The 24,723-nt window shown below is 73.6% G+C and carries 15 protein-coding genes and 2 pseudogenes; 7 read left to right on the top strand and 10 right to left on the bottom strand.

Features of this window, described 5'->3' with window-relative positions:
* Nucleotides 1-28: 28 nt before the first annotated feature.
* The 3 genes from OG858_RS06385 to OG858_RS06375 all read right to left on the bottom strand — a co-directional run bounded on the left by OG858_RS06385 (nucleotide 29) and on the right by OG858_RS06375 (nucleotide 7,894).
* The gene (locus OG858_RS06385; RefSeq protein WP_328545059.1) at nucleotides 29-4,525 is read right to left on the bottom strand and encodes an acyltransferase domain-containing protein; all 4,497 of its coding nucleotides are present in this window, start codon (nucleotides 4,523-4,525) and stop codon (nucleotides 29-31) included.
* Nucleotides 4,522-6,270: a fatty acyl-AMP ligase gene (locus OG858_RS06380; RefSeq protein ID WP_319265749.1), complete on the bottom strand. Its 1,749-nt coding sequence runs from the start codon at nucleotides 6,268-6,270 to the stop codon at nucleotides 4,522-4,524. Before OG858_RS06380 ends, OG858_RS06385 begins: the two co-directional genes overlap by 4 nt.
* 73 nt (nucleotides 6,271-6,343) lie before the next feature.
* Complete coding sequence (locus OG858_RS06375; RefSeq protein ID WP_086748188.1) at nucleotides 6,344-7,894, bottom strand: acyl-CoA carboxylase subunit beta; 1,551 nt, start codon at nucleotides 7,892-7,894, stop codon at nucleotides 6,344-6,346.
* 720 nt (nucleotides 7,895-8,614) lie between these two features.
* On the opposite strand from OG858_RS06375, the gene OG858_RS06370 reads away from it, so the two are divergent.
* Together OG858_RS06370 and OG858_RS06365 are read left to right on the top strand one after the other, a co-directional pair.
* Nucleotides 8,615-8,839 carry a hypothetical protein gene (locus OG858_RS06370; protein WP_408059379.1) on the top strand — a complete coding sequence of 75 codons (225 nt, stop codon included), beginning with the start codon at nucleotides 8,615-8,617 and terminating at the stop codon, nucleotides 8,837-8,839.
* Between the two features lie 20 nt (nucleotides 8,840-8,859).
* Entirely contained in the window at nucleotides 8,860-10,041 is a 1,182-nt protein-coding gene (locus OG858_RS06365) for an aminotransferase class V-fold PLP-dependent enzyme (protein WP_179201493.1), read from the top strand.
* A gap of 23 nt (nucleotides 10,042-10,064) precedes the next feature.
* Here OG858_RS06365 and OG858_RS06360 read toward each other — a convergent pair whose 3' ends face one another.
* Nucleotides 10,065-10,904, bottom strand: a complete 840-nt coding sequence (locus OG858_RS06360) for an SDR family oxidoreductase (protein WP_319265745.1) — start codon at nucleotides 10,902-10,904, stop codon at nucleotides 10,065-10,067.
* A 197-nt stretch (nucleotides 10,905-11,101) separates the two neighbouring features.
* Here OG858_RS06360 and OG858_RS06355 point away from each other — a divergent pair, with 197 nt between their 5' ends.
* A complete protein-coding gene (locus tag OG858_RS06355) occupies nucleotides 11,102-11,623 on the top strand; it encodes a hypothetical protein (RefSeq protein WP_328545060.1) in 522 nt (173 codons plus the stop codon).
* 28 nt (nucleotides 11,624-11,651) lie between these two features.
* Here OG858_RS06355 and OG858_RS06350 read toward each other — a convergent pair whose 3' ends face one another.
* The 4 genes from OG858_RS06350 to OG858_RS06335 form a co-directional block, all read right to left on the bottom strand.
* Nucleotides 11,652-12,770, bottom strand: coding sequence for an SGNH/GDSL hydrolase family protein (locus tag OG858_RS06350; protein ID WP_319068482.1), 1,119 nt, complete (start codon nucleotides 12,768-12,770; stop codon nucleotides 11,652-11,654).
* A 234-nt stretch (nucleotides 12,771-13,004) separates the two neighbouring features.
* The gene (locus tag OG858_RS06345) at nucleotides 13,005-13,313 is read right to left on the bottom strand and encodes a hypothetical protein (RefSeq protein WP_319265741.1); all 309 of its coding nucleotides are present in this window, start codon (nucleotides 13,311-13,313) and stop codon (nucleotides 13,005-13,007) included.
* Complete coding sequence (locus OG858_RS06340; protein ID WP_328545061.1) at nucleotides 13,310-17,017, bottom strand: DUF4132 domain-containing protein; 3,708 nt, start codon at nucleotides 17,015-17,017, stop codon at nucleotides 13,310-13,312. The genes OG858_RS06345 and OG858_RS06340 overlap by 4 nt, the downstream gene beginning before the upstream one ends.
* Before the next feature lie 170 nt (nucleotides 17,018-17,187).
* Nucleotides 17,188-18,366, bottom strand: a complete 1,179-nt coding sequence (locus OG858_RS06335; RefSeq protein WP_319265737.1) for a phytanoyl-CoA dioxygenase family protein — start codon at nucleotides 18,364-18,366, stop codon at nucleotides 17,188-17,190.
* A 433-nt stretch (nucleotides 18,367-18,799) separates the two neighbouring features.
* Between OG858_RS06335 and OG858_RS06330 the strand changes: the two genes are divergently transcribed.
* From OG858_RS06330 to OG858_RS06320, 3 genes are all read left to right on the top strand, one after another.
* Nucleotides 18,800-19,435: a maleylpyruvate isomerase family mycothiol-dependent enzyme gene (locus OG858_RS06330; protein ID WP_328545062.1), complete on the top strand. Its 636-nt coding sequence runs from the start codon at nucleotides 18,800-18,802 to the stop codon at nucleotides 19,433-19,435.
* 212 nt (nucleotides 19,436-19,647) lie between these two features.
* Nucleotides 19,648-20,319, top strand: a complete 672-nt coding sequence (locus OG858_RS06325) for a DUF6629 family protein (protein WP_328545063.1) — start codon at nucleotides 19,648-19,650, stop codon at nucleotides 20,317-20,319.
* Nucleotides 20,320-20,497: 178 nt separating this feature from the next.
* Entirely contained in the window at nucleotides 20,498-21,991 is a 1,494-nt protein-coding gene (locus tag OG858_RS06320; RefSeq protein WP_328545064.1) for a glycoside hydrolase family 3 N-terminal domain-containing protein, read from the top strand.
* 224 nt (nucleotides 21,992-22,215) lie between these two features.
* On the opposite strand, the pseudogene OG858_RS06315 reads toward OG858_RS06320, so the two are convergent.
* Together OG858_RS06315 and OG858_RS06310 are read right to left on the bottom strand one after the other, a co-directional pair.
* Nucleotides 22,216-22,665, bottom strand: a pseudogene (locus OG858_RS06315) (glycosyl hydrolase); the annotation flags it as partial.
* Between the two features lie 206 nt (nucleotides 22,666-22,871).
* Nucleotides 22,872-23,756 carry a MurR/RpiR family transcriptional regulator gene (locus OG858_RS06310; protein ID WP_319265730.1) on the bottom strand — a complete coding sequence of 295 codons (885 nt, stop codon included), beginning with the start codon at nucleotides 23,754-23,756 and terminating at the stop codon, nucleotides 22,872-22,874.
* A gap of 169 nt (nucleotides 23,757-23,925) precedes the next feature.
* Between OG858_RS06310 and OG858_RS06305 the strand changes: the two are divergent.
* Nucleotides 23,926-24,713 (top strand): annotated as a pseudogene (locus tag OG858_RS06305) (sugar isomerase domain-containing protein).
* The last annotated feature ends 10 nt before the right edge of the window (nucleotides 24,714-24,723 follow it).

The raw sequence follows: 24,723 nt of genomic DNA, 5'->3' as shown, positions 1-24,723 counted from the left end.
GGGCACGGCGGCTCTCCTCGGATCGGGTTCAGCGGGTCTCCCCGGCGAGCTCCCGCCGCAGATGGGCGGCGATCTCGTCGATGTGCGGCGGGTCGAGCAGCGACAGATGGTGGCCCGTGACCCGGACGACGGTCAGACGCGGGCACACCTCGTCCCACCCGAGCGCCTCGTCGTCCCGCTCGTACGCCGGGTCGCGCACGGTGTGCGGGGCCGGCTCGGTGGCCCGGTACAGCACCACCCGCCCGTCGTGGCAGCCCGGCCGGTGTGCCTCGCCGATCCGCAGGTCCAGATAGGAGGCCCGCTGGTGATCGAGGGCTGCCTGCGGCACGTCGGCCGCCTCCCGCAGGGCCCGCAGCACCGTGTCGACGCGCTCGCCGTCGTCCTCCGTCGCGGCCAACTCGTCGTACGGCAGTGCCAGTTCGGCTCCGTAGGTGTCGGCGGCATGGCGGGCGAAGCCGGTGAAGTGGGCGCGGATCCGCTCGGCCGGCGTGCCCTCGGGGTGGGGGAGCGGCCGTACGGAATCCAGGAGCACCACCAGCCGTACGTCCCGCCCGGCGGCCGTGAGCTGCCGCGCCACCTCCTGGGCGACGAAGCCGCCGAACGACCAACCGCCCAACAGGCAGGGCCCGTCGGGGTGCACGGCGGCAACCGTCTCGGCGTAACGACGCGCCTTCTCCACGACCGTACGGGCCTCCTCGACCCGCTCCAGCCCGTACACCGGCCGCTCCCCGCCGAGCCGTTCCACGAGGGACCGGTACACGTCGGTGGTGCCGCCGGCGGCGTGGACGAGGAAGAGCGGGGGGTGGGGGCCGGGGGTGTTCGAGGGCTGGAGTGAGGGGTGGGGGCCGGGCGTGTCGAAGCGCCGAAGCCAGGGGTGGGAGTCGGCGGTGTGAAGGGGGAGGGGCGGGGCGTTCTCACGCGACGCCCCCTCGGGCCCGGTCGGTGACACCGGCCGCTCGACGTCTCGGGGCGGCGCCGTCTCCCCCGGCAACGCCCGCATGATGTGGGCCGCCGCGTCCTCGACCGTGGCGGCGCCCAGCAGGTCGCGCAGGGGGAGTTCGATGCTGAACTCACGTTGCAGCGCGGCGCGGATGCGCACCGCCATCAGGGAGTCCAGGCCCAGCTCGGCGAAGGCGGTGGCCGGGGTGATGCGGGTCGGGGAATGCCCGGTGACGGCGGCGATGTGGTGACAGAGGCGGGCGGAGACGGAGAGGGATATGTCTTCCGCGACGCGCCGCCCTTGTGGCCCGCAGCTGCCATCCGGTCCACGACGCCCGTCCGGTTGCCGGCTGCCATCCGGTCCGGGGCCCCCTGCCACGACGTGGCCCCTTTCCGCGACGTGGCCTCCTGCCGCCGGACGGTCCGCCTGCGGCATGTGCCGTCCGGGCGCCACGCGGCCGTCGGTCGTCATGGTGACCCGGCCTGGTTCGTGGCCGTCGGGCGTCATGGTGACCCGGCCTGGTTCGTGGCCGTCGGGCGTCACGCGGCCTTCGGTCGTCACGGTGACCCGGCCCGGTTCGGGGCCCCCGGTCCTCACGTGGATCCCGCCGGGCTCGTGGTGCCTCTCCCCCCCGCCCGCCGTCGCCCAGCCCGCCGCCGTGACCCCCGGCCTCCCGTCCGTCCACCAATGCCGCACATGCCGCCAGCGTGGCCCGGGCAGGTCGATGACGCGGCCCGGCGGCAGGGGGAGCCGGTACCCGGCGGTGTGCAGGGTGCCCACCTGGGTGAGGAAGTCGGCAGGGGTGTCGGCGTCGCGGTGGAGGGTGCCGAGGGCGAGCGTTCCGGGGGCGGTGTCCGTGATCGCGAGGGTCAGGACCGGGTGGGGGGAGAGTTCGACGAACGCGGTGTGGCCGTCGGCGGCGGCAGCGGCGACGGCCCGGTCGAGGCGCACGGGTCGCCGCAGGTTGGCGGCCCAGTGCGCGGCGTCGAACACACAGTCGCCACGCGGGTCGTCCAGCACGGTGGAGTAGACGGGGACCTGGGGGAGCCCGGCCCGGATGTCCGCGAGCCCTGCCGTCAACTCCGGCAGAAGCGGATCCACTTGGGGGGAGTGGCCCGCCCCGACCACGCGCATCGCACGCGCGGCCCGCCCCTCCTCCTCCAGTCGGCGCACCAGCCGGGCCACCGCCTCCTCCTCCCCGGTGACCACCTTCTGGCCGGGCGAGGAGTGCACGGCGACATGCACGCCCGGGAAGTCCCTTTCCAGAAGGGCGAGTTCGTCGTCCGCGAGGTCCACCACCGCCATCGCCCCGCCCCGCAGCCCGCTGAGCAGCCGGGCCCGTAGCGCGACGACCCGGGCCGCGTCCGACACCTCCAGCGCGCCCGCGCACACCGCGGCCGCCACCTCGCCCAGGGAGTGGCCGATGACGGCGGCGGGCTCGACCCCGTGTGCCCGCCACAGCTCGGCCAGCGCCAACTGGAGTCCGAAGAGGACGGGTTGGGCGACCTCCAGACGGTCGAGGCCGCCACCCGTGGCCAGGTGGTCGTAGAGGGAGAGCCCGCACTCGGGGGCCAGTTGCGCGTCGAGCTTCTCCACGGCCGCGGCGAAGGCGGGTTCCTCGGCGAGCAGCCGGCGTCCCATGCCGGACCACTGGCTGCCGTACCCGGAGAAGACCCACACCGGGCCGCGTCCTGCGAGATCCCGGTCGCCCACCATGACCCGCGCGTGGGGTCGCCCGTCGGCCAACGCGTCGAGTCCGTCCGCCAGTTCGGCGCGGCTTCCCGCCACGATCGCGGCCCGCACGGAACCTCTCCCCGCGCGTCCGGCGAGCGTGCGCGCCACGTCGGCGGGGTGCGCGGCGCTGCCCTCGGGCGTGGCGAGCCAGTCCGCCAGCCGGTCGGCGGTGTCGCGGACGCGGGTGGCGTCGGTGTCGGACAGGAGGTGGAGGCGGGCCGGGGGTTCCTCGGCCGGGGGCGGAAGCAGGGCGCCGGGCCGCCATTCCTCCAGGACCGCGTGGGCGTTGGTGCCGCCGAACCCGAACCCGGAGACCCCGGCGGTGGCCGTACCGCCGTACCGGGGCCACGGCTCGGCCTCCGTCACGACCCGCAGCCGTGTGTCGTCCTTCAGGGCGCTGCCCTCGGCGCAGTGCAGCGAGGGCGGAATCAGGTCGTGGTGCAGTGCGAGCACCGTCTTCACCAGGCCGGCGATGCCCGCGGCGGACTCCAGGTGGCCCAGGTTGCCCTTGACGGAGCCGAGGAGCAGCGGCTGGTCGGGGTCACGGCCCGTCCCGAGCACCGCGCCGAGCGCGCCCGCCTCGATCGGGTCGCCCAGCGGGGTGCCCGTGCCGTGCGCCTCGACGTGGTCGATGTGCGCGGGGGAGAGACCGGCCCGCGCGTAGGCGGTGGTCAGCAGGGCCTGCTGGGCGGCGGGGTTGGGTGCCAGGAGGCCGTTGGAGCGGCCGTCGGAGTTGACGGCGGTGGCGCGGACGACGGCGAGGACGCGGTCGCCGTCCCGCTCGGCGTCGGACAGCCGCTTCAGGAGCACGGCCGCGCAGCCCTCGCCCCGGCCGATGCCGTCGGCCGCCGCCGAGAACGGCTTGCACCGCCCGTCCGGCGCGAGGGCGCCCGCCCGCCGGAAAGCGACCGTGACGGCCGGGGAGAGCAGCAGGTTGACCCCGGCGGCGATCGCGAGATCGCTCTCGCCCGTGCGCAGGCTGACACACGCGTGGTGCACGGCCACCAGCGACGACGAACACGCGGTGTCGACGGCCATGCTCGGCCCCCGCGTGTCCAGGACGTACGCCAGTCGGCCCGCCGCCACGCTCAGCGCCCCGCCGGCAGGCGCCCACGGGTCGACGGCGGCCGGGTCGGCGCCGGTGAGCTGTCCGTATTCGGGCGCGGAGACGCCGACGAAGACACCGGTGGCGCTGCCCGCGAGGGACGCGGCCGGGACGGCGGCGTGGTCGAGGGCCTCCTGGACGACCTCCAGAAGGATCCGCTGCTGCGGGTCCATGACGGCCGCCTCGCGCGGGGTGATGCGGAAGAAGTCCGCGTCGAACCCGGCGATGTCGTCCAGGTAGCCGCCGTACGGCAGTGCGTCGGCGGGCGGGTACGGCGTGAAGTCCCGCCACCGGTCCTCGGGGACCCGCCGGATCGCGTCGGCACCCGCGCAGAGCGACCGCCAGTACTCCGCCGGGCCGTGCACGCCCCCGGGCAGCCGGCAGCCGATCCCGACGACCGCGACGGGCTCACCGGGCGCGGGTGCCTCACGGAGCGGGGCCGCCACCGGGGCGATGTCCGCCGCCGTACGGCACAGGCGTGCCACCAGTGCGTCCCCCGTGGCCGCCTCCCACACCAGCGTCGCCGGCAGTTCACGGCCGGTCGCCCGGGACAGCTCCCCGGCCAGGACGACCGCGTCCCGCGAGGACATCCCGAGATCCGCGAGCGGCCGGTCCATCGGCACGTCCTCGGCGGACCCACCGCTCCAGGCGGCCACCTGCTCGGCGATCAGCCGTCGCACCGTGCCCTCCTCACCACCGGTGGCCGGCCGCCGCAGGTCGTCCCGGTCGTCCCGCACTACTCTCATTCCGCGCCCCCCACCGCGTAGGCACCCGCCAGATAGCGTTCACGGGTCAGTGCCCGCGAGACCTTCCCGCTGGACGTACGGGGCACCGTGCCCGGTGGGACGAGGACGACGGCGGAGAGCCGCAGCCCGTGCCGGGCGGAGACGGCCGCGCGTACGGTCCGCACGAAGGCCGGTACGTCGATGTCGGCGAGCGGCACGGTCCGCGCGTGCTCCGCGACGACGACCACCCGCTCCCCGGAGCCGCCCGGCACACCGAACGCGGCGAGCCGGTCCCGCCGTACGGCCTGATGCGCGTCCTGGGCCGTGGCCTCCACGTCCTGCGGGTAGTGGTTGCGCCCGTCGACGACGATGAGGTCCTTCAGCCGCCCGGTGACGATCAACTGCCCGTCCAGGACCGTCCCCAGGTCGCCGGTCCGCAGCCACTCGCCCGGACCCGCCGTCGCATCGGCGAGTACGGCGCCGAAGACACGCCGCGTCTGCCGGTCCTGGTTCCGGTAGCCCCGCCCCACGTTGGGGCCCTGCACCCAGATCTCGCCGACCTCCCCCTCGGACAGGGCGGCCCGCGACACCGGGTCGGCGATCCGCACCCGCTGGCCGGCCGGTGCGCCGCAGCCGGCCAGCAGCACCGCCCTCGGATCGTCGGGCCGCGCGGGCAGGGCCTTCCCGGCGGCCAGGGCGTCCCGGTCGAGCGCGAACCCGCGCAGCTGCTCCCCGGGGCGGGCGGCACTGACGAAGACGGTCGCCTCGGCCAGCCCGTACGACGGGCAGTGCGTCTCCGGGACGAGGCCCTGCGCGGCGAACGCGGCGTGGAAACGGTCGGCCGTGCCGGGGCGGACCGGCTCGCTGCCGTTGATCAGCGCGGCGACGCCGTCCAGCCGCAGCCCGGACTTCTGCGCCTCGGTGACCGTCGAAGCACAGTAGTCGTAGGCGAAGTTGGGCGCCGCGCTCAGCGCGCGCGGGTGCGCGGCCAGCAGCCGCAGCCAGCGCACGGGCTCGTGCAGGAAGGCCACCGGGTCCATGAGCACCGACAGCAGCCCCCGCACCACCGGCGCCGCGACACTCAGCACGAGCCCCATGTCGTGGTACAGCGGCAGCCAGCCCACACAGGTCACCGGATGGGCGTCGGCACCGTAGGCGGACAGGGCCTGGCGGGCGTTGGCGACGACGTTGGCATGGGTGATCTCCACGCCCGCCGGGGTGCGGGTCGAGCCGGAGGTGTACTGGAGGTAGGCGACGGCGGTGTCGTCGGGCGTGGACTGCCCCCGGTCGTCGGCGGCGGCGTCCGGCACGTGGTCCACGGCTACGACCTTCACCGCCCGGCCCTCGCACACCTCCCGTACCTCGGCGAGGGTGTGGCCCGTAGTGACGACGACCGCCGGGCACGCGTCCGTCAGGACCGCCGACAGCCGGTCGCCCTGCCCGGGCAGACCGGGCGGGTACAGCGGTACGGCGACCAGGCCGGCGGCGAGCGCCCCGAGGAAGGCGGTGACGTACTCCGTCCCCTGCGGGCACAGCACCGCGACCCGCGCCCCGGGCTCGGCCTCCGCCGCGAGCCGGGCGGCCACGGCCCGCATCCGCAGGTCCAGCCTGCGCCAGGTCAGGGTGCGGTGGACGCCCCGCGAGTGCGGCGCGGGATGGTCGACGAAGGTGAACGCCCGGCGGTCGGGGGTGGTCTCGGCCCAGTGCCGCACATACTCCGGCAGACTGCGGAACACGGGCGCGAGCGGGGGGCGGCGGTTGTCCATCGGGCATGGCTCCTCACGTCGCGGGGACGGCTTGCGGTCAGAGCGGTGACGGGACACGGTGGGGTCGGCGTGCTCAGAGCGGGATGTTGCCGTGGCGGCGTTCCGGCATCGGGGCGCGCTTGCCACGCAGGGCTCGTAGGGCGCGGCAGATGTGGGCGCGGGTGTCGCGCGGTGCGATGACGGCGTCGACGTAGCCGCGCTCGGCGGCGAGGTACGGGGTGCCGTACGTGCTTTCGTACGCCGTGACGAGGCGGGCGCGCAGGGCCTCGGGGTCGGCCGCGGCGGCGAGTTCGCGGCGGTGCAGGACCCCCACCGCGCCCTCGGCGCCCATGACGGCGATCCGGGCGGTGGGCCAGGCCAGGTTGATGTCGGCGCCCAGGTGTTTGGAGCCCATCACCGCGTATCCGCCGCCGTACGCCTTGCGCACCACCACCGTGACCTTGGGGACGGTCGCCTCGGCGTACGCGTACAGGAGTTTCGCGCCGCGCCGGATGATGCCGGCCTGCTCCTGGCGGACGCCGGAGAGATAGCCGGGGACGTCGACGAAGGTCAGCAGCGGGATGCCGAACGCGTCGCAGAACCGTACGAACCGCGCGGCCTTCTCGGAGGCGTCGATGTCGAGGACACCGGCGGCGTGCAGCGGCTGGTTGGCGACGACGCCGACCGCGGCGCCCTCGACCAGGGCCAGCGCGCAGATGATGTTCGGCGCGAACAGCTCCTGGATCTCCAGGAGTTCGCCGTCGTCGACGACCGCGCGCAGGATGTCCCGCATGTCGTAGGCCTGCCCGAGCCGGTCCGGCACGACCGCGTCGAGCCCCGGCCCGGCGGGCGCGGCCCCCGGCGCGTACTGCGGGGGCCGCTCCAGGTTGTTGGCGGGCAGGTACGACAGCAGGTCGCGCACCGTGTCGAGGGCGTCCACCTCGTCGGCGGCGAGGAAGTGGGCGTTGCCGTTGACGGTGTTGCTGGTGCGGGCGCCGCCCAGTTCCTCGGCGCCGGTGCGCTCGCCGGTGACCGCCTCGATGACGTCGGGCCCGGTGACGAACATGTGCGAGGCGCCGTCCACCATCACGGTGAAGTCGGTGATGGCGGGCGAGTACGCGGCCCCGCCGGCGCACGGGCCCAGGACGACCGAGATCTGCGGGATCACCCCGGACGCCCGCACGTTGCGGCGCACCAGCTCGGCGTAGAGGGCGAGCGAGGTGACGCCCTCCTGGATGCGGGCGCCGCCGCCGTCGTTGAGGCCGATGACCGGACAGCCCGTCTTCAGGGCGAGGTCCATCAGCGCGATGGTCTTCTCACCGAAGGCCTCGCCCATGCTGCCGCCGAACACCGTGGAGTCCTGGGCGAAGACACACACGGGCCGGCCGTCGATGGTGCCGTGCCCGGTGACCACCCCGTCGCCGTACGGGCGCCCGGCGGCCTCCCCGGTGGGGCGGGCCCGCACGAACAGGCCGGTCTCCGTGAACGAACCCGCGTCCAGCAGCAGATCGATCCGCTCCCGGGCGCCGTACTCCCCACGTCTCCTGGGTCCGGCCGGCGCGACCGCCCGGACCCGGCGGGCCTCCAGGTCGGCGACGCGGTCGGCGGTCCGGTCGACGGATCGTTCAGTGACCGGGTCGGGCAGACGGCCGGCCGCCCGCTCCGCCAACCGCCCCGCCCGGGATGTCGTCACCTCTAGTGTCACAGCCACCTCCGAAGTGGCTTCCGAATATGGCAGCGGCTCAGGGGCGGACCGGGCCGATCGGCGTTCTGTGTGCGGGAGATGAGTCCCGAGGGGCCGGAGTTCGTCCGTGGGTGACAAGAGTCCGGGTGCGACCGGGGCGTTTCTGGACGTATGGCCGTAACCAGGCTTCACTTGAGCTTTCAACGATGCCAGGATCTCGGCGCCCGAGCACGCCCCACCGTCCTCGAAAGGCATCGACATGCGCAGCCGAATCGTTCTCCTGGCCGCCGTCACGGCCTTCCTGACCACCTCCACGGCACCGGCGTACGCCGGCGTCCGGCCCGGCGTCACCTACTCCGGCGAGGGCACCTTCTACCGAACACTTGCCCAGGGATCCACCCTTCAGGGTGGAGGTGTAGGGCATCCTGAACCCAGCGGCCCGGAGGGCCGCAGCGACACTGCTAAATTCGCCTTGTCCGACAACGTGGTTGGCGGACCTACCGCCGGACTGGCGGGACGTCAAGCCTGTGGAGACCTTGTCAGACCACCCTCGGGTGGCAGGGGCCGATGAAGCAGGAACCCGAGGGAGCACCGCGTAGCGGTGCTGACCGGAATCGCCTGCGTTCACGCAGGCGAGGATGTCAAAAGGAGGGGTCCACACAGTGGTGGTGCGGGATCCAGGTGCGCAACCACCGCAACCCCGTCGCCACCCTGGAGGTCCGCACCGGTACGACCTGGCGTCAACTGCCGCGTCAGGAATACAACTTCTTCGTCTCGGCGGACGGCACCGGCTGCGGCTCCGACATCCGCGTCACCGACATCCACGGCCAGACCCTCACCGACAGCGGCATCACCCTCACCCCGAACACCGATCAGCCGGGCCGCGCCCAGTTCGCGAAGCGCTGACGCGTGGGAAGGGTGTGGGCATGGACATCGACGCACTGCGCCGGGACACCCCCGGCACCGCCAACCGAGTGCACCTCAACAACGCCGGAGCGGCCCTGCTCTCCCGGCGTACCCTGGCGGCCATCACCTCCCACCTGGAACTCGAAGCGGCCATCGGCGGATACGAGGCGGCCGGGCAGGAGCGGGACCGGATCGACGCCACCTACACGAACCTCGCCCGGCTGGTCGGCGGTCGGCCCGACGAGATCGCGCTGTTCGACAACTCCACCCGGGCCTGGAACGCGGCGTTCTACGCGCTGACCTTCAAGCCGGGCGACCGCATCCTCACCGGCCGGGCCGAGTACGGCAGCAACGTGCTCGCCTACCTCCAGGTCGCCCGGCGCACCGGCGCGGAGATCGTGGTCGTCCCCGACGACGCGTCCGGACAGCTCGACACCGCCGCCCTCGCCGATCTGATCGACGAGCGCACCCGACTGGTCGGGGTCAGTCACGTCCCCACCAGCGGCGGCCTGGTCAACCCGGCGGCCGAGATCGGGCGGATCACACGGGCCGCAGGTGTCCCGTTCCTCCTCGACGCCACCCAGTCCGTGGGCCAGTTCCCCGTGGACGTCGAGGCCATCGGCTGCGACATGCTCACCGCCACCGGCCGCAAGTTCCTGCGCGGCCCGCGCGGCACGGGCTTCCTCTGGGTGCGCTCCGAGGCGCTGGCGTACCTCGACCCGTACGTCACCGAGATCCAGGCGGCCGACTGGGACGGCGGACGAGGCTTCACCTGGCGGCCCGGCGCCCGCCGGTTCGAGACCTGGGAGGTGAGCTACGCCAACGTCCTGGGCCTCGACGCGGCCGTACGCCAGGCCCTCGACCTGGGCCTGGACCGCATCGGCGAACGAGCCGTCGTCCTGGGCGCGTACCTTCGCGACCGGCTGGACGCCCTCCCCGGCGTCACCACCCACGACCTCGGCGAGCACCGCTGCGCCATCGTGACCGCCAAGATCCAGGGCATGCCCACCTCCGAGGTCGCCGCCGCCCTCGCCGGGCAGGGGATCAACGTCACCACTACCGTCCCCGAACACACCCAGTTCGACACCGAACGCCGAGGCGTCCACCCCCTGGTCCGGCTCTCCCCGCACTACTACAACACCGAGGCCGAACTCGACCGCACGGTCGAGGTCATGGCGGGCCTCGCGCGCACCGCACCCTGAGAACACCGTCCGGCACCCGTCCTTCAACCCCGCCGTTCCGCGAGGAACTCCCGGGCGCCACGCAACCGGGTGCGCAGACCTCGCCGGGTCGCCCGGCTGTCCAGCCGGACGTCGAGCGCTCCCCGCAGGGAGGTGCCGCCCAGGCGTCCGGCCGGCAGCCGCGACGCGTCCAGGCCGTCGCGGCCGGCGATGAGGACACCCAGTTCGTGCCGGGTGAGGGCGTCCGGCCCGGCGATGTGCCGGACGCCCGCTTCGTCGGAAGCGGCCAGTTCCAGCAGCGCGGCGGCCAGGTCCGCCACCTGCACCGGGCAGCGCACGACGTCGGTGAACAGCACACCGTCGCGGGTGCCGGCCACCAGGTCGTGCACATGCCTTTCATGCACGGACAGGGGGCTCCCGTCCCCGAGGATCAGCGAGGTCCGTGCCACGACCGCGTGCGGCGCCACCAGCCGGACACCGGTCTCCGCCGCGGCCTTCGCGGCACCGTACGGCGTGACGGGATCGGGCAGGCAGGTCTCGTCGTAGCCACCCCGATCGCCCGAGAACACGGCGTCGCTGGACACATGGACCAGGCGGCGGCCCCGCTCGGCCGCGGCCATCGCCACCCGGACCGCGCCCTCGGCGGTGACCGCCCAGTCGGCGCCGCCGCTGGACGCGTTGACGACCACCGACGGAGCCACCTCGTCCAGCACCCCGGTCACCTGCGCGGGATCACGGACGTCGAGCCGGTGCCAGGAGACGTCCCCCGCGGTGTCCGGCGGCCGGGTGGAGTAGGTCGCGGCCGTCGCGAACCCCGCCGCCGGGGCCCGGCGCAGCAGCGCGTCGCCGAGGAACCCGCTGCCGCCGATGATCAGGAGCTTCATGGTGGGAAAGGTAGGGGGTTTCGTACGCCCACGGTCCGCGGGACGGTTTCCGGCTGAGAGTGGTCGGCGGTGCGACGCCGTCGAAGAGGGGATGTGGCCCAGGGCACGTCCGTTCCGTGGCCTGCGCCATTTCCGGCCGCGACGACGCACGGCTACGTTGTGCCAGGCGTTCCCCCAGTACCCAAGGACGGCCCGGTGTGCTCGCAGACCTCTCCCCGCTCATAGCGGCGACCACCCAATGGCTGACGCGCGCCTACCCGGCGGGCGGCGGCGCCGTGGACGGCGCCCTCGCCGAGGCGCAGGCCCGGCAGGCCGTCACCGTGGCCGCCCGGCTCCGCTATCCGACGCCGATGGACGCCGCGCTCGTCGGCGTGGCGGGACCGGGCGGCACCGCCCGGCTCGACTGGATCACCGGCTTCGACGAGGACCTGACACCCGACGAGTACGCCTGGCGGACCTGGGTGGACGAGGTCGTGGCCAGCTGGGCGGCCTGCCTGCTCGCCGACCCCGGGATGGCCCACGCCGCCGTGGCCGCCCTCACCGGTTCCCCCCGCACGGCCGGTTCACCCGCCGAGTTCCGCCGCCTCCTCACCCCCGGCGAATTCGACCGCCGGGCGGCCGCGCTGCTCCGCCACCCCGACCTCCTCGCCCCCGTCGCCACGCTGCACCACGCCGGCCTGCTCGCCGCGCTGCAGCCGGGGCAGGCCCTGACGGCCTGAGCCCGCCCGGCCCACCCCCGTAGCCCCGCTACCAGCGCAGGGACAGCCCGGCGAGGTGGTCGTCCAGCAGCCCGGAGATGATCCGGTGGTCGTGGAGCGAGGGATGCCAGTCGCAGCCCAGGTGATCGAGGCCGGGGTCGTCGTAGTACCAGTGACTGACCCTGCCGTCGCCCCGCCGGCCCCGCTCCTCGACGATCCGCAGGGTGGCCTCCGCGAGCGCGGTGGTGTTCCAGAGGCGGGCCGCGGCGACCACGAGGAACGTCCTGCGCCCGTACCGGGCGCGCAGCTTGTCGAGGAACCCGTGAAAGGCGCTCTCGTAGGCGGCGACCAGCTCGGCCGTCGTGCTCCAGCGCTCCCCGGGGTTGAGGGGCGTCGAGAAGTCGTTGATACCGAGCCCGACCACGACGACCTGCGGACGCCAGCTGTCCGGCTTCCGCCAGACATCGCCCTCGACGTTCAGCAGGGCCCGGTCGTAGTACGTCCGGAAGTCGGTTCCGGGATCGCCGCCGTTGTAGTTGCGGACCATTCCCCGGCCGGAGAAGGCGTTGATCTGGTGGTCGGCGTCCAGCTTCCGGGCGGTGAGTGCGCCGAAAGCGAGATCCGCGTTGCTGTTCCGGTTGACCCCGCCGTTGCCGGAACAGTCCTGGGTGCCGGAGACATTGCCGTAACCGGCGGTGTACGAGTCGCCGATGAACTCGATCTGCCTGCTCCGCGCCCGGGGTCTCGCGAGAATCGCGCCACCGGGAGCCGCGACGAAACCGCCGAACCGGCCGGCCGCCCACGGGCTCTCCGTCCGCTTCACGACCCGCACGCGGTGTCCGCCGTCGGGGAGGCCGTCGATCCAGGAGACGGTCCGGCCCGGGGTGACGAGGGTGGCGACGGTCGTCCCGTCGACCTGGACGTCGTAGTCGTTGTCGGAGTCGTCGAGGACCACCCCGACGCCGGTCCCGTGGAACCGCCCCTCGAAGGAGATCCCGGGCCAGCTGTACTGCACGGTCCCGTCGGCAGCCTTCCTGACCCGGCCGACCGTGTGGAACCGGGCCGCCCGCGCTTCGGCGGCCCGTGCGGGGGACACGACGGTGGCGACGAGGCCTGCGGCGGTGGCCGCGACCACCGTCCGTCGGGATAACTGGCGAGGCATCTGCATGGCCGTCCCTTCGACACACGGAGTGTGGGAGCGCTCCCAAGGTGCGCGCTATCGAAGGTGGCCGTCACACACGGCGCCGTCAACCCCTCGCGACGACATCCGCCACGCGCCCCCGCGACTCATGGAGACCCGGGCAGCCGGTCATGAGGGCCGCTTCACGTGGTCCGCCGAGGCGGCGGGGGTGTTTTCCGGGGGCCTTTCCGGCCTGCGTGGCATCGCTCTCGGCCGAGCCGGTCAAGAGTCGCTGGCCGGGGCCGGCCGTGGTGACGTGCCCGGCTCTCCGATGAGCCTCAGCCCGCGACGGGGCGCCGGCGTCACCGGGGAACGCTCGACCAGCGAGGGGTTCCCCGCGAACTTCCCTCTGATGCCCGCCCCTTCGTCGCCGACGGCGAAACGGCGCGCCGCCCGCAGGCCCGACTCCCAGCCGGGCGGACGAGGTCCGCTGTCTGCGGCGCGCGGCGCGGTCGGTTCGTCGGCGTGGCGCACCTCGGCGGGTGGCCGCTGCAGCGCGTCCGCCGCCCATGGCGTCTTCTTCGCCGTCATGGGGCCGTCAACTCCGCCAGATCGGCCAGCAGTTCGGACACCGCGACCGGGTCGATCTCGTCGAAGCGGATGCTGTGGGTGTCACTGGGCCAGTAGTCGCCCGGCCGGGTGGCGAGCCAGATGTGCTCCACCTTCTGCTGCTCGGCGGGATCGAAGAAGCCGACGGCGATGCCGCGGTCCGGGGTGAGCACCGCGAAGCGGTTCGGGGCGAGCTCCTTGGAGATCCAGCGCTCGACACCCGCGTCCAGCGGCCGGCCGCGCCGCCACCCGCGCCGCTCCAGACCGACGAGCCGGCCGGTCGTCACCGTGAGGCCCTCGAAGCGCTCCAGGAGCGGGCCGGCGGCGTCCCCCGCACTCAGCTCGAACACCCGCCGCTCCAGCTGCGGGAACGGCTGGAGGATCCCGTGGTCCGCGAACAGCTCCGCCCAGACGTCGAGTTCGCCCGCCAGGTGCAGCGGGTGCGGGATCCGTACGGCCGCCGCGTCGGGCAGGGTGAACGCGCTGTCCTCGACATCCGCGAACGTACGGTCCTCCGCCACCCGGAAGGCGGTCGTCGTGCCGTCCGTGTCGCTCAGCCACACCAGCCGCCGGACGAGATGCCCCAGCAGCGGATGCCCCACGAACAGCTCACGGAACTCGGCCGCCGACCACGAACGGCCCTGCACCATGGCCGACTCCAGCCGCCGCACCTGGTCGGCGGCGACGGTCCGTACGTCCTTCTTCAACGCCATGAACCGCTTGCGCTCGGCAGGGGCCAGCTCCGCGTCGTCCCGTGCGCCCGGCTGGGGCAGATCCTTGCGACGCCCGCCGCCGGGGTCCTGGACGAAGGGTCGCAGCTGTTCGTCGAAACCGACGGTGAACGTACGGCTGCCGTAGTCGATGACCGTGGTGCCCCGCGCGTCCAGGCCGAAGTCGGGCACCAGCCGGTCGGCGAGCTGCTCACCGGTCAGCCCGAGGGCCTCCGCGAGCTCGGCGATCTTCTCCTGGGCACGGGACTTGAGAGCCTTGAACTTCACGCGCTGTGCCACGCCGTGCAGATGCATCAGCGCCACATCGGTGCCGATCGCGGCCAGTGCACCGAGCCCGTCCACCGCCCGCTGGTGCGCACCCTCGCCGGGCCAGGCGCGCACCAGCGGTGTGAGCCGGCGTGCCGTGCCGTCGTCACCGAGCAGCCCCAGCGCCGTCAGCGCCCAGCTCTCCTGGCTCGGCATTCCGGCGAGCCGCCACTGCTCGAACAGGGCCCAGGCGAACTCGGCGAGCGACTCCGGCGCGCACAACTCCCGGACCACGGCCAGCCCCGGATACGGCTCGCCCGGCCGGGACATCGCGAGCATCGTCACCACATGCCGGGTGGCTTCGGCGGGCAGGGCGCCACCGGAGCGCACCAGGATCTGCGGCAGCAGCACCGGCTCGGCCCACTCGACGGGCTCGGGCAGCTTCGCCGGCAGCGCCGTCCGCAGCGGATCGGCGGACAGCAGCTCCCCGATCCCCGCCACGGCCTCGGCGCCGTAACGCTCGGCGGCGGACCGTACGACCTGCTCCCCGTGCAGGGCCATGATGGTGTGCAGCGCCTGCTGGGCATGTCGGCGCGCGGGTCCCGCCTTGCCCAGGGCGTCGGGCACAAGCAGCGGGGCGGCGGCCTCCCCGTGCCGCCGGAACCAGGAACGGGCCGTCCCCCGCGCCGACTTCACCCGCACGGCCCACTCCGCGATCAGCCGGGCCGCACCCACGCTCACATAGGGCAGCAGCAGCGGAGCGAGCGACGCGGGCCACTTGGGGGCCACCCGCAGCACCACCCCCAGCGCGTCCGTGCCGAACCGGGCGACGATCGGCTTGAGCGTGGCATCGCTGTCCAGGCTCGTCGGCGTCCACTCGTCCAGCAGTGGCCGGACCAGCTCCTCGGGCTTGTCGAGGAAGATCCCCATGGAGCCGAGCCTGTCCGAGCGGACCGCGTCCAGCAGGGCGTCCGGATCGTCCGGCCACTCGGAACGCGAGGCCCAGTCCCGCTCCCGGGACGGGGTGTCCGCCCACTCCTGCCGTTCACCGGGCAGCCAGACGATCCCGGGGGCGTCCTCGGCGACCGGAACGGTGACCGTGCGGACCTTCACGACCTCGCGCGGCCGGGTCCACGGAGGGCTCGTGAGCAGGTCGGGAAGGGACGCGGCCGGGGCGTCCGGCACCCGGTCCCGCGGACTCAGCAGCGCTTCCACGGCGTGGGCCGCCTCCGGTGAGAGGGAGGCGAGGGCCTCGTGGGCCACGTCTGGGTGGGCGGACACGTGCACCAGCAACGCGGACCGAACGGCGTCGGTGTTCGGTCCGCCCGCCGCCACGGCCTCGGCGAGCATGCGCAGGGCGCGCCTCGGGTAGCGGCGGGCCGCCTTCGTCACGAAGGGCTGTGTCCGCTTGTCGCCGAGCTGCCCCATCAGCAGGGCGAACGCCTCGTCGGACGGAATCGCGACCAGGATCGAGTTGACCTTCCTGACGGTGTCCGACTCGACGTACGAGCCCCTCAACGACTCCGCCACGAGGGGTGCCACCGCCGTGCCGATGCCCTCGGCGACGGTGGCGACCGTCGGCATCGGCCAGGCGCCGTAGCTCAGGTCGGCCACACCGCCCAACTGCCGGACCTGCTCGGGGTCGTCGAACGAACAGAACAGCATCGAGCGCAGGGCGTTGCCGCGTGGCCGGTTCGCCTCGGGGCCGCCCGCGCACTCGTCGAGCCATTCGGTCTCGGTGGGGACGAGGTACGAGACGACCACTCGTCTGCGGGCGCTGCTCCGCATTCCGCCGAGCGCCGCGACCACCGCGCGATACGTGTCCTCGTCGGCGGCGGCGAGCAGCGCGCGGATACGGTCCGCGACGCCCCGCACCCGTTCGGCCTGGCCCGCGAAGGGCTTGTTCGGGACGCGCTCGACGTACGGATCGAAGCGGCGGGTGCCGTGCTGGGTGCAGTGCGCCTCGATGTCGAAGAGCTCGACGGTCGCGCGGGCGGCGAACACCGGTCCGTGGGCCTCCACCCAGGCATCGGCACAGACCGAGCCCGACCAGGCCATGTCGGAGGCGACGGCCAGCACGGCCGCGCCCAACGGGTCGGCCGTACCGGCGAGGTGAGCCTCGGCGGCCCGTACCAGGTCCACGTCACTGCGCGGGCTGTCCAGGTACAGCCGTACCCAGGTGGCCCCCGTGCGCAGCCGCTGCTCGGCTTCGCTCGCCGCGCCCTTGCGTGGAGGCGCGGGCCTGCGGCGGATACCGCCCCGCCGCGGATGGAGGTGACGATGCCAGGCGGCCGGCAGTACGAAGGTGTCCTCATCGACGACCGGCATCTCAGAACCACCATCCGCCGTAGCCGTAGCCGTAGCCGTAGCCGTAGCCGTAGCCGTAGCCGTAGCCGTAGCCGTAGCCGATGCGGACGCGGTGGTGTCGTCGCCGGCGATCGGAGTCGGCGCGCCGCCCCCGTCGGCGGCAGCTGGTTCGACGGCAGCCGCGTGGACGGGAGCCGCGCCGGCCTCCCGATATCCCTTGCGCTCCTTGGCCGCGACGGTCTTCCGCAGGTACTCGGCGGCCTCCTCCGAGGAGGCGCACTCCTTGACCTGGATCCGGCCCTCCGTACCGCAACGTCCGTACCGGACGGTCACCGTGGCACCGTCCGCCTCGGCCTCCCAGAACTTCGAAGAGTTCCCTTCGACATACTCCCAGCGGCGCACGCCCCCACCCCTTCCGACCGTGCCGGCCCCCGGCCCACCTCACGCGGATCGAGCCGCTGACCGGCGGACACACGCCACTTCAGCGACGGTCACCACATTAGGGGGAGCCACTGACAACGCCGTCGGGCGGTCGATCGCAGGGGCCGGTCGACGGGGCGTCACCGGCCGGTTCAGCGTCCTCGGCGCCTGCCGGCCGCCTCCAGTTCGCGGCGCAGCCGCTCCGGGGCCCAGTTCTCGCTGACGGCCTGCCAGAGCAGGTCGGCCTGGGAGGGCGGGGCCAGGCCGTCGACGGGCGGGTCGAGGTCGAGGTGGGTGGGGAAGGCGTAGCCCTCGGCGGTGGCGGCGACGACGCGGCGCAGCCAGTCCTCGGTGGCCCCCTCGGACCTGCGGTGCGACAGGACCGGGAAGAGTGCGTTGGCCATCGCCTCGCGGTCCACGGTCTCCATGGCGCGGCCGAAGGCTGAGGAGATCTGGAGCAGGTTGGCCATGCGCCGGACGTCCGACGAGCGGTTGTGCCCGGCGGCGTGGAAGAGCGCGGGGTTGAAGAACGCCGCATCGCCCTTGTCGAGGGGGAGTTGGACATGGTGGGCGTCGAAGTACTCGACGAACTCCGGGAGCCGCCAGGCGAGATAGCCGGGCTCGTACTTCTGAGAGTGGGGCAGGTAGAGCGTGGGGCCGGACTCGACTGGCATGTCGCAGTGGGCGACCGCGCCCTGGAGGGTGAGGACGGGGGAGAGGCGGTGGACGTGCGCGGGGTAGGAAGCGGCCTGCCGCTGCGACAGGAACCCCAGGTGGTAGTCGCGGTGGGGGCTCTGGGCGGCGCCACCGGGGTTGACCACGTTGACCTGTGACGTGACCTGGTAGGCGGGGCCGAGCCAGGCTTCGGCGATCAGGCCCAGCATGTCGTTGGCGTAGTAGTCGGCGAAGACGTCCGGCGCGCGCACGGCCATCTTGTCCAAAGCGTTCCAGACACGGTCGTTGGCGCCGGGCTTCGCGAAGTGGTCGCCCCGTGCCGTACCCGCGGCCCGCTCCTCCTCGATCAGCTCCCGGAAGGCCGCTGACGCCCGGTCCACGACGGCCGGGTCGGTGAACGCGCCCTTGAACACGACGATCCCGGGGCCCTCCATAAGGGCCCGGACCAGCTCGGCCTGCACGTCCCGGCGGCCCTCCGGAGCGGCCGTCAGGGAGCGGAGCCGGTCGCTGTCGTAAAGCGGCACGTTCAGCTCGACCCGCTCGGCCGAGGGATGGTCGGCGGGGTCGGTGCTCTGCTCGACGAGCGCGCGGAACGTGTCGAGATCGCAGTCCGCCTCGGTCAGCCAGGTCCGTGACACCGCAGCGATGGAGGACATCGCGGCTCCTTTCGCAGCCTTGCGTTTCTGCCAGTCTGAGGACCTCGAACCCATCATTCAATCTGGTGAAACACATCAAAAAGCCATCACGCGACGTGGGAAAAGCGCGACGCGACGCCCGTACACGATCAGTGAGATCGCCCGTCGGCCGGGGCCGGGGCCGGGGCCGGGGCCGGGGCCGGGGCTGGGCACGGCCACGGTCGGCCGTGGCCTCAACAGTGGGGGCCATGTGCGGGAGAGCACGGTCCGCGAGGTGCGGCGGGTGGGTGACGTCGGTGACGTGGGTCACGTCGGGGTGTCGATCAGTTCGGCCGCCGGCAGCGGTCAAGAGGGGCGACAGCGGTACGGCAGTGCAGTACAGCGGTGGGGCGGCGACGGGCCGATGCGAGCGCCGGCATCCATCCGTGACCCACGCGAAGGAGTGACGGACGACATGGACCGTGAGCGGATTCTCCGATGGACCGAGGCGGAGCGGCTGAGCCTCGCCGACTTTCTCGACGGCCTCGCCGGCCCCGACTGGAGCGAGGCCTCGCTCTGCGCGGGCTGGACGGTGCACGACGTGGCGGCTCACCTGACGCTGTCGACGCGCACCACGCTCCTCGGCACGATCAAGGGCGCGATCCGGGCGCGGGGCGACTGGAACCGGATGGAGTTCGACTTCGCCCGGGAACGGGCGGGCCGGTTCGGGCCGGCCGAACTCGTCGCGCAGATCCGTGAGACGGCGGGCTCGCCCCGCCGCGCACCCCTGGCCGCGCCCCTGGACCCGCTCGTCGACTTCCTCGTCCACGGCCAGGACATCGCGCGCCCCCTCGGACGCGACCGCCCGATGCCCACGGAACAGGCCACCGCCGCGCTCGCCCACGTCGTGGCCAGCCCGTTCTACGGGGCACGTAAACGGCTCCGGGCGGTGCGGCTGGTGGCGACCGACGCGACCTGGACGACCGGCACCGGCCCCGACGAGGTGCGCGGACCGCTGGCCGACCTGCTCCTCCTGGCGACGGGGCGGCCTGCGGGGCTCACGGGCGTCTCCGGCCCGGGAGTGGAGAAGCTCGTGGCCACGCTGTCGTAGCCGAGTAGCCGAGTAGCCGAGTAGCCGAGTAGCCGAGAGCCCGAGAGCCCGGGGTCCAAGAGCCCGAGGGCCCGTAACCCCCGCCGCGCCCTGGGCAGCCATGTGGTGCCAATGGCTCCCGTGGCTCGTTGCCCCCGTGTCGCCCCGCGAACGTCCGCCGGGTGCGACGTAGCGTGGCCCGCGCTGATGACGGGCGACCCCATGGTGGCGTGATGTGCTGGAGTGCGACGGCCGATCTTGTGGCGGGCAGCGCTGTCGCGGCAGTCGGGGTGGCCTGTGTGGCGCTGGTGCGCAGCGGGCGGGATGTGCCGCTCGCCGCGCTGCCGCTGCTGCTGGGGGCCCATCAGATCGTGGAGTCGGTGGTCTGGTCCTCGGGCGGAGGAAGTGGACCGGCCACCATGGCCTGGGCCGTCGTCGCGCTGCCGTTGCTGGCCGTGTGGGTGCCCGCGGGCGTGTGGTGCGCGGCCCCGCCGTCCGCCCGGGCCAGGCTCGTCGTGTTCCTCGTCATCGGAGCCGCGACCGCCGCGTTGCTCGCGCACGGTCTCGCCGCCAGCCCGGTGACGGCCGAGATCCGCGGCCGTACCGTCGGCTACACGATCGGTCTCCCCCACCCGGTGCTCCTCGTCGCCGGCTACCTCCTCGCCACCGTCGGTTCCCTCCTCCTCTCGGGCGACCGGCGACTCGTGGTGCTCGGGATCCTGGCCGCCGTCGGCGCCTCGATCTGCTGGACCCTGTGGCAGATGGAGTTCGTCTCGACCTGGTGCGCCTTCGCCGCCCTGTGCTCGGTGGTGCTGCTCGACTGGGTGCGCGCACGGCCGAGGGCCTCCTCGCAGCCGCCCCGTCACCCGGCCGCACGGCATCGGGAGCAAGCGAGAGGCGACTGACAGGGCAGGTGCGTGCACGGGAGACCTCGGCCATCGGTGTGCGCCGAAGCGACTGGCGGCGGAGGCGGCGCCACAACCGTCACCGGGACGGGCCGGCCTCGGGCCACCGCCAGGCTTGGTGAATCATTCATCCACCGAGATGTTGACTTTAGGCTTGACCAGCCAGAGGATTCGAGAGGTGAAACCCACCGCCGCCGGGCCTGTCGGCCCGGTCCTCCCCGCGGTCCTCGACGAGGCAGCCCACCGCTGCCTCGTCGCGGGCTTCGACGGTACGACGACCGTCCCCGACGCCCTCAAGCGGCTCATCGACCGCGGGCTGGGCGGAGTCATCCTGTTCACCCGCAACATCCGCGACGCCGACCAGGTCCGCGAACTCACCGGCACCCTGAGGGCGTTGCGGCCGGACCTGCTGGTCGGCATCGACAACGAGGGCGGCGGCATCGGCCACCTGGTCGCCGCGGGCGCCCCCAAGGTGCCCGGATCGTGGGCACTCGGCGTCGCCGACGACCCGACGCTTACCGCCGCGTGCGCCGACGCTCTCGCCGGGCACCTGCTCTCGCTCGGCATCACCGCCTCCTACGCCCCCGTCGCCGACGTCCAGAGCCGGCCCGAGAACCCGATCGTGCGCACCCGCGCCTTCGGCGCCGACCCCGAGTTGGTCTCCCGGCATCTGCGCGCCTGGATCGAGGCCACCGAGGCACGCGGCGTGGCCTCCTGCGCCAAGCACTTCCCCGGCCACGGCGGCACCGTCACCGACAGCCACCACGACCTGGCGGTCGACCCACGGCCCTACGACCGACTCGACCTCGCGCCCTTCCGGGCCGCCGTCGACGCGGGCGTGCCCATGCTGATGAGCGCCCACGTCGTCTTCCCGGCCCTCGACCCCGACCTGCCCGCCACCCTCAGCCCGCGCATCCTCTCCGAGCTGCTGCGCGGCGGACTCGGCTTCGACGGCGTCCTCGTCAGCGACGCGCTGGAGATGAAGGCCATCGCCGACCGCTACGGCGAGGCGGTCGGCGCCCGGCTCGCCCTCGCCGCCGGAGCGGACCAGGTCATCGTCGCCGTACCGGACCTGGAGGTCACGCTCGCCTGCCGCGACGCCGTGCTCGACGCCCTGCGGACGGGCGACCTCGCCGAGGGGCGCGTGGCCGAGGCGGCGGAACGGGTCCGCCGGCTCGCGCTGCGGTACGCGGTGCCGTACCGGCCGGGTGCCGTGGCCGCGTGGGACGCGGACGCCGACCCGGCTGCGGCGCGACGGGCAGTACGGAGCGGGGGGCCGCTGCCGGAACCGGTGCCGGGCGCCCATGTCGTCGACTGCTTCCCGCTCCCGCACCCCGCCCTCAACTGGGGCGGCGAGGACCTGCTGACCGAGATCCGCGCCCTCGATCCGACGGCCACGGGGACGGCGGTCGCCGGGGAGCCGGACGGCCTCTGGGCCGTCGTGGGGGAGGTGCTGCGGGCCGCCGAGGGGCGTCCGCTGGTCGTCGCCGTGTGCGATGCGGAGCTGTACCCCTGGCAGGGCCGTCTGCGGGACGCGCTGCTGGCGGCTCGACCGGACGCGCTGGTGGTCTCGACCGGGTTGCCGGAGGCGGCTGGTGGGGTGGCCGCGCACGGGAGGGGACGGGTGAATCTGCGGGCGGTGGCCGAGGTCCTGGCGGGACGCATGGCCTGACCGCCGGGGGCGCTCCCGCCGGGCGGAGGCCCTCACGCGGGCGAACACCCCCACGGGGCGGGCTTTCGTACGAGCGCCATCCTGGCGGTGGCGGTGGCGGTGGCGGTGGCGGTGGCGGTGGCGGTGGCGGTGGCGGTGGCGTGGTGGTGGCGGAGGAGGTGGCTGAGGCCGGAGCCGGAGTCCCTCCGATCGGCGCCTCCGCCACCGCCACCGCCCCGCCCGCCTCACTCTCCGGTGATCAGTTCCGTGATCCCCCTCGCCCCGAGGTACGCCGTGTCCCGCGCGTGCTCCGCCAGGACGACCGCCGGACGGACGCCCTCCTGCCGCAGCCGCATCCAGGCGTCGAAGAAGGCGCCGCCAGGACCGGAGACCGAGCGCGTGGACGGGGTGCAGTCCAGGACCAGGGCCGTCGTACGGGGAGCGGGCGGGACGGCCGCGGTGCGGATCTCCGCGACCGTCGCGGACAGGGCGTCCGCGATCGGCTTGGGACGGCCCGTGCAGTCGAACAGGCCGAGCGTGTACTCCAGTTCCGGAAAGTCGGCCAGGGAGCGGTCGACGTCGTGGGAACACCACCAGGTGACGCCCCACAGGCGGGCGCAGCCGGCCGCGTTCAGGAGGGTCGCACGCGCGAAGTCGGGGGCGTCGGCCGCCGGGATGTGCGGCTCGGGGGCGCCGTGGGCGGTCGTTCAGGGCCGGGGTGTATGCCCGTTGCCGCGTGGCGGGGCAGGGGAAAGCCGAGGGGCTCCTACGAGTGCTCGGCGGAGCCCCATCCTGGCAGCGTGGGGTGGTTCAATCAACCATGCGATGGAGTGTTGGTTGATTCATCCATGCAGGGGTGGTGGTGGTCCGGTGTCGGCCCGGCGGCCGGTGCCCCGCCCGGTCAGCGAGGGCGCCGGGACTTCACCGCGTGTGCTCCCGCGATGTGGTCGGTCAGTGCCAGGGAGGCGCTCGCCCGCTGGTAGGAGAGCTGGCCGACGCGGACGTACAGGCAGTCGATGAGCATCAGCACGGAGTGGCGGGCACCGATGCTGCCGGTGCGGAAGCTGGTCTCCGAGGAGGAGGAGATCAGCCGGATGTCGGCGGCGCGGGCCAGCGGCGAGCGCGGGTCGGCGGTGAGCGCGACGGTGGTGGCGCCGCGCTCCTTGGCCAGCTCGAACGGCTCGATCGTCTCCCGGGTGGCACCCGAGTGGGAGATGCCGATCGCCACGTCCGCCGGGGTGAGCAGGGCGGCGGAGGTGGTCGCCGCGTGCACCTCGGTCCAGCCGCGCACCGCGCAGCCGATGCGGAACAGCCGGGTCTCCGTCTCCTGCGCGACCGCGCCGCTGCCGCCGACGCCGTACACGTCCACGCGCCGGGCGCGGGCCACGGCCTGGGCCGCACGCTCGACCGAGTCGAGGTCGATACGGTCGATGGTCTGCTGGACGGCCCGCAGGTCGGCGGTGCCGACGACCTGGACGACCCGCTCCAGGCTGTCGTCGGGCGAGATGTCCGGGCCGATCTCGGCGCTGCCCCACTCGGAGGACTCGCCCCGGCCCCGCTCCTGGGCCAGCTCGATCAGCAGGTGCTGGTACGAGTCGAGGCCGATGGCCCGGCAGAACCGGGTGACGGTGGCCTGGGAGGTGCCGGTGCGGCGGCCCAGCTCCGCGGCCGAGCAGTGGGTGACGGCGGCCGGATCCTCCAGGATCAGCTCGCCGACCTTCCGCAGGGAGCCGGCCAGCCGGGGCAACTCGGTGCGGATCAGGGTGGTGACATCGGTCGAGGGCATGGACAGAAGGTACCAGCCACCCGTTGGCGTAGCGGCTGAATACCAGGACCGGGCTTGGGGTCGGCATCCGGGGGTGAACTGCGCCATTGCCCTCGATGCCGAGCCGTGATTCAGTGATTCACTAATAGGTGTGTAGGGGGTGGTTCAATCCACCAGTGGGGAGTCCCAGGTGTCCGTCGAGTCCGCCAACGGGTCCGTGACCGAGCCGGTGAGCGCCGACCGTTTCGCGCGCGAGGGCCTGGCCGTCCTGCACCGCCTCACCGAGTCCGCGCGCGCCGACGTGCACGCCGCTGCCGCACTGATCGCCGACTGCGTCCGCGCGGACGGCGTCGTCCAGGCCTTCGGCACCGGCCACTCCCAGGCCATGGTCCTCGAACTCGCCGGCCGCGCCGGTGGCTTCGTGCCCACCAACCGGATCCAGATGGCCGACCTCGTCCTCTTCGGCGGCGACCACCCCAGCGGCCTCGACGATCCGCTCCTGGAGCGCGAGCCCGGCATAGCGGTCCGCCTCTACGAGCTGGCCGACCCCCGCCCCCAGGACCTCTTCGTCGTCATCTCCAACTCCGGCGTCAACAGCGTCATCGTCGAGATGGCCCTGCACGCCAAGGAGCGCGGCCACCGCGTCCTCGCCCTCACCTCCCTCGCCCACACCGCGTCCGTCCCCGCCACCCACCCGAGCGGCAAGAAGCTCGCCGACCTCGCCGACGTCGTCCTCGACAACGCGGCCCCGCGCGGCGACGCGCTGCTGGAGCTGCCGACCGGCGGTGCCGTGTGCGCGCTGTCCACACTGACCGGCGTCATGCTCGTGCAGATGACGGTCGCCGAGGCGGCCGCCCAACTCCTCGCCTCGGGCGATCGCCCCCGGTCTACGTCTCCGCCAACGTGCCTGGCGAGTTCGAGCGCAACCTGGCACTGGAAGAGCGGTACGCCGGACGGATCCGGCGTACCGCCGGCTGATCACCCCCGG

It is taken from the genome of Streptomyces europaeiscabiei (assembly GCF_036346855.1).
In the GTDB taxonomy this organism is placed as follows: Bacteria; Actinomycetota; Actinomycetes; order Streptomycetales; family Streptomycetaceae; genus Streptomyces; species Streptomyces europaeiscabiei.
The sequence above is the reverse complement of the archived record's forward strand: the minus strand, read 5'-3'. Positions and strand labels throughout refer to the sequence as shown.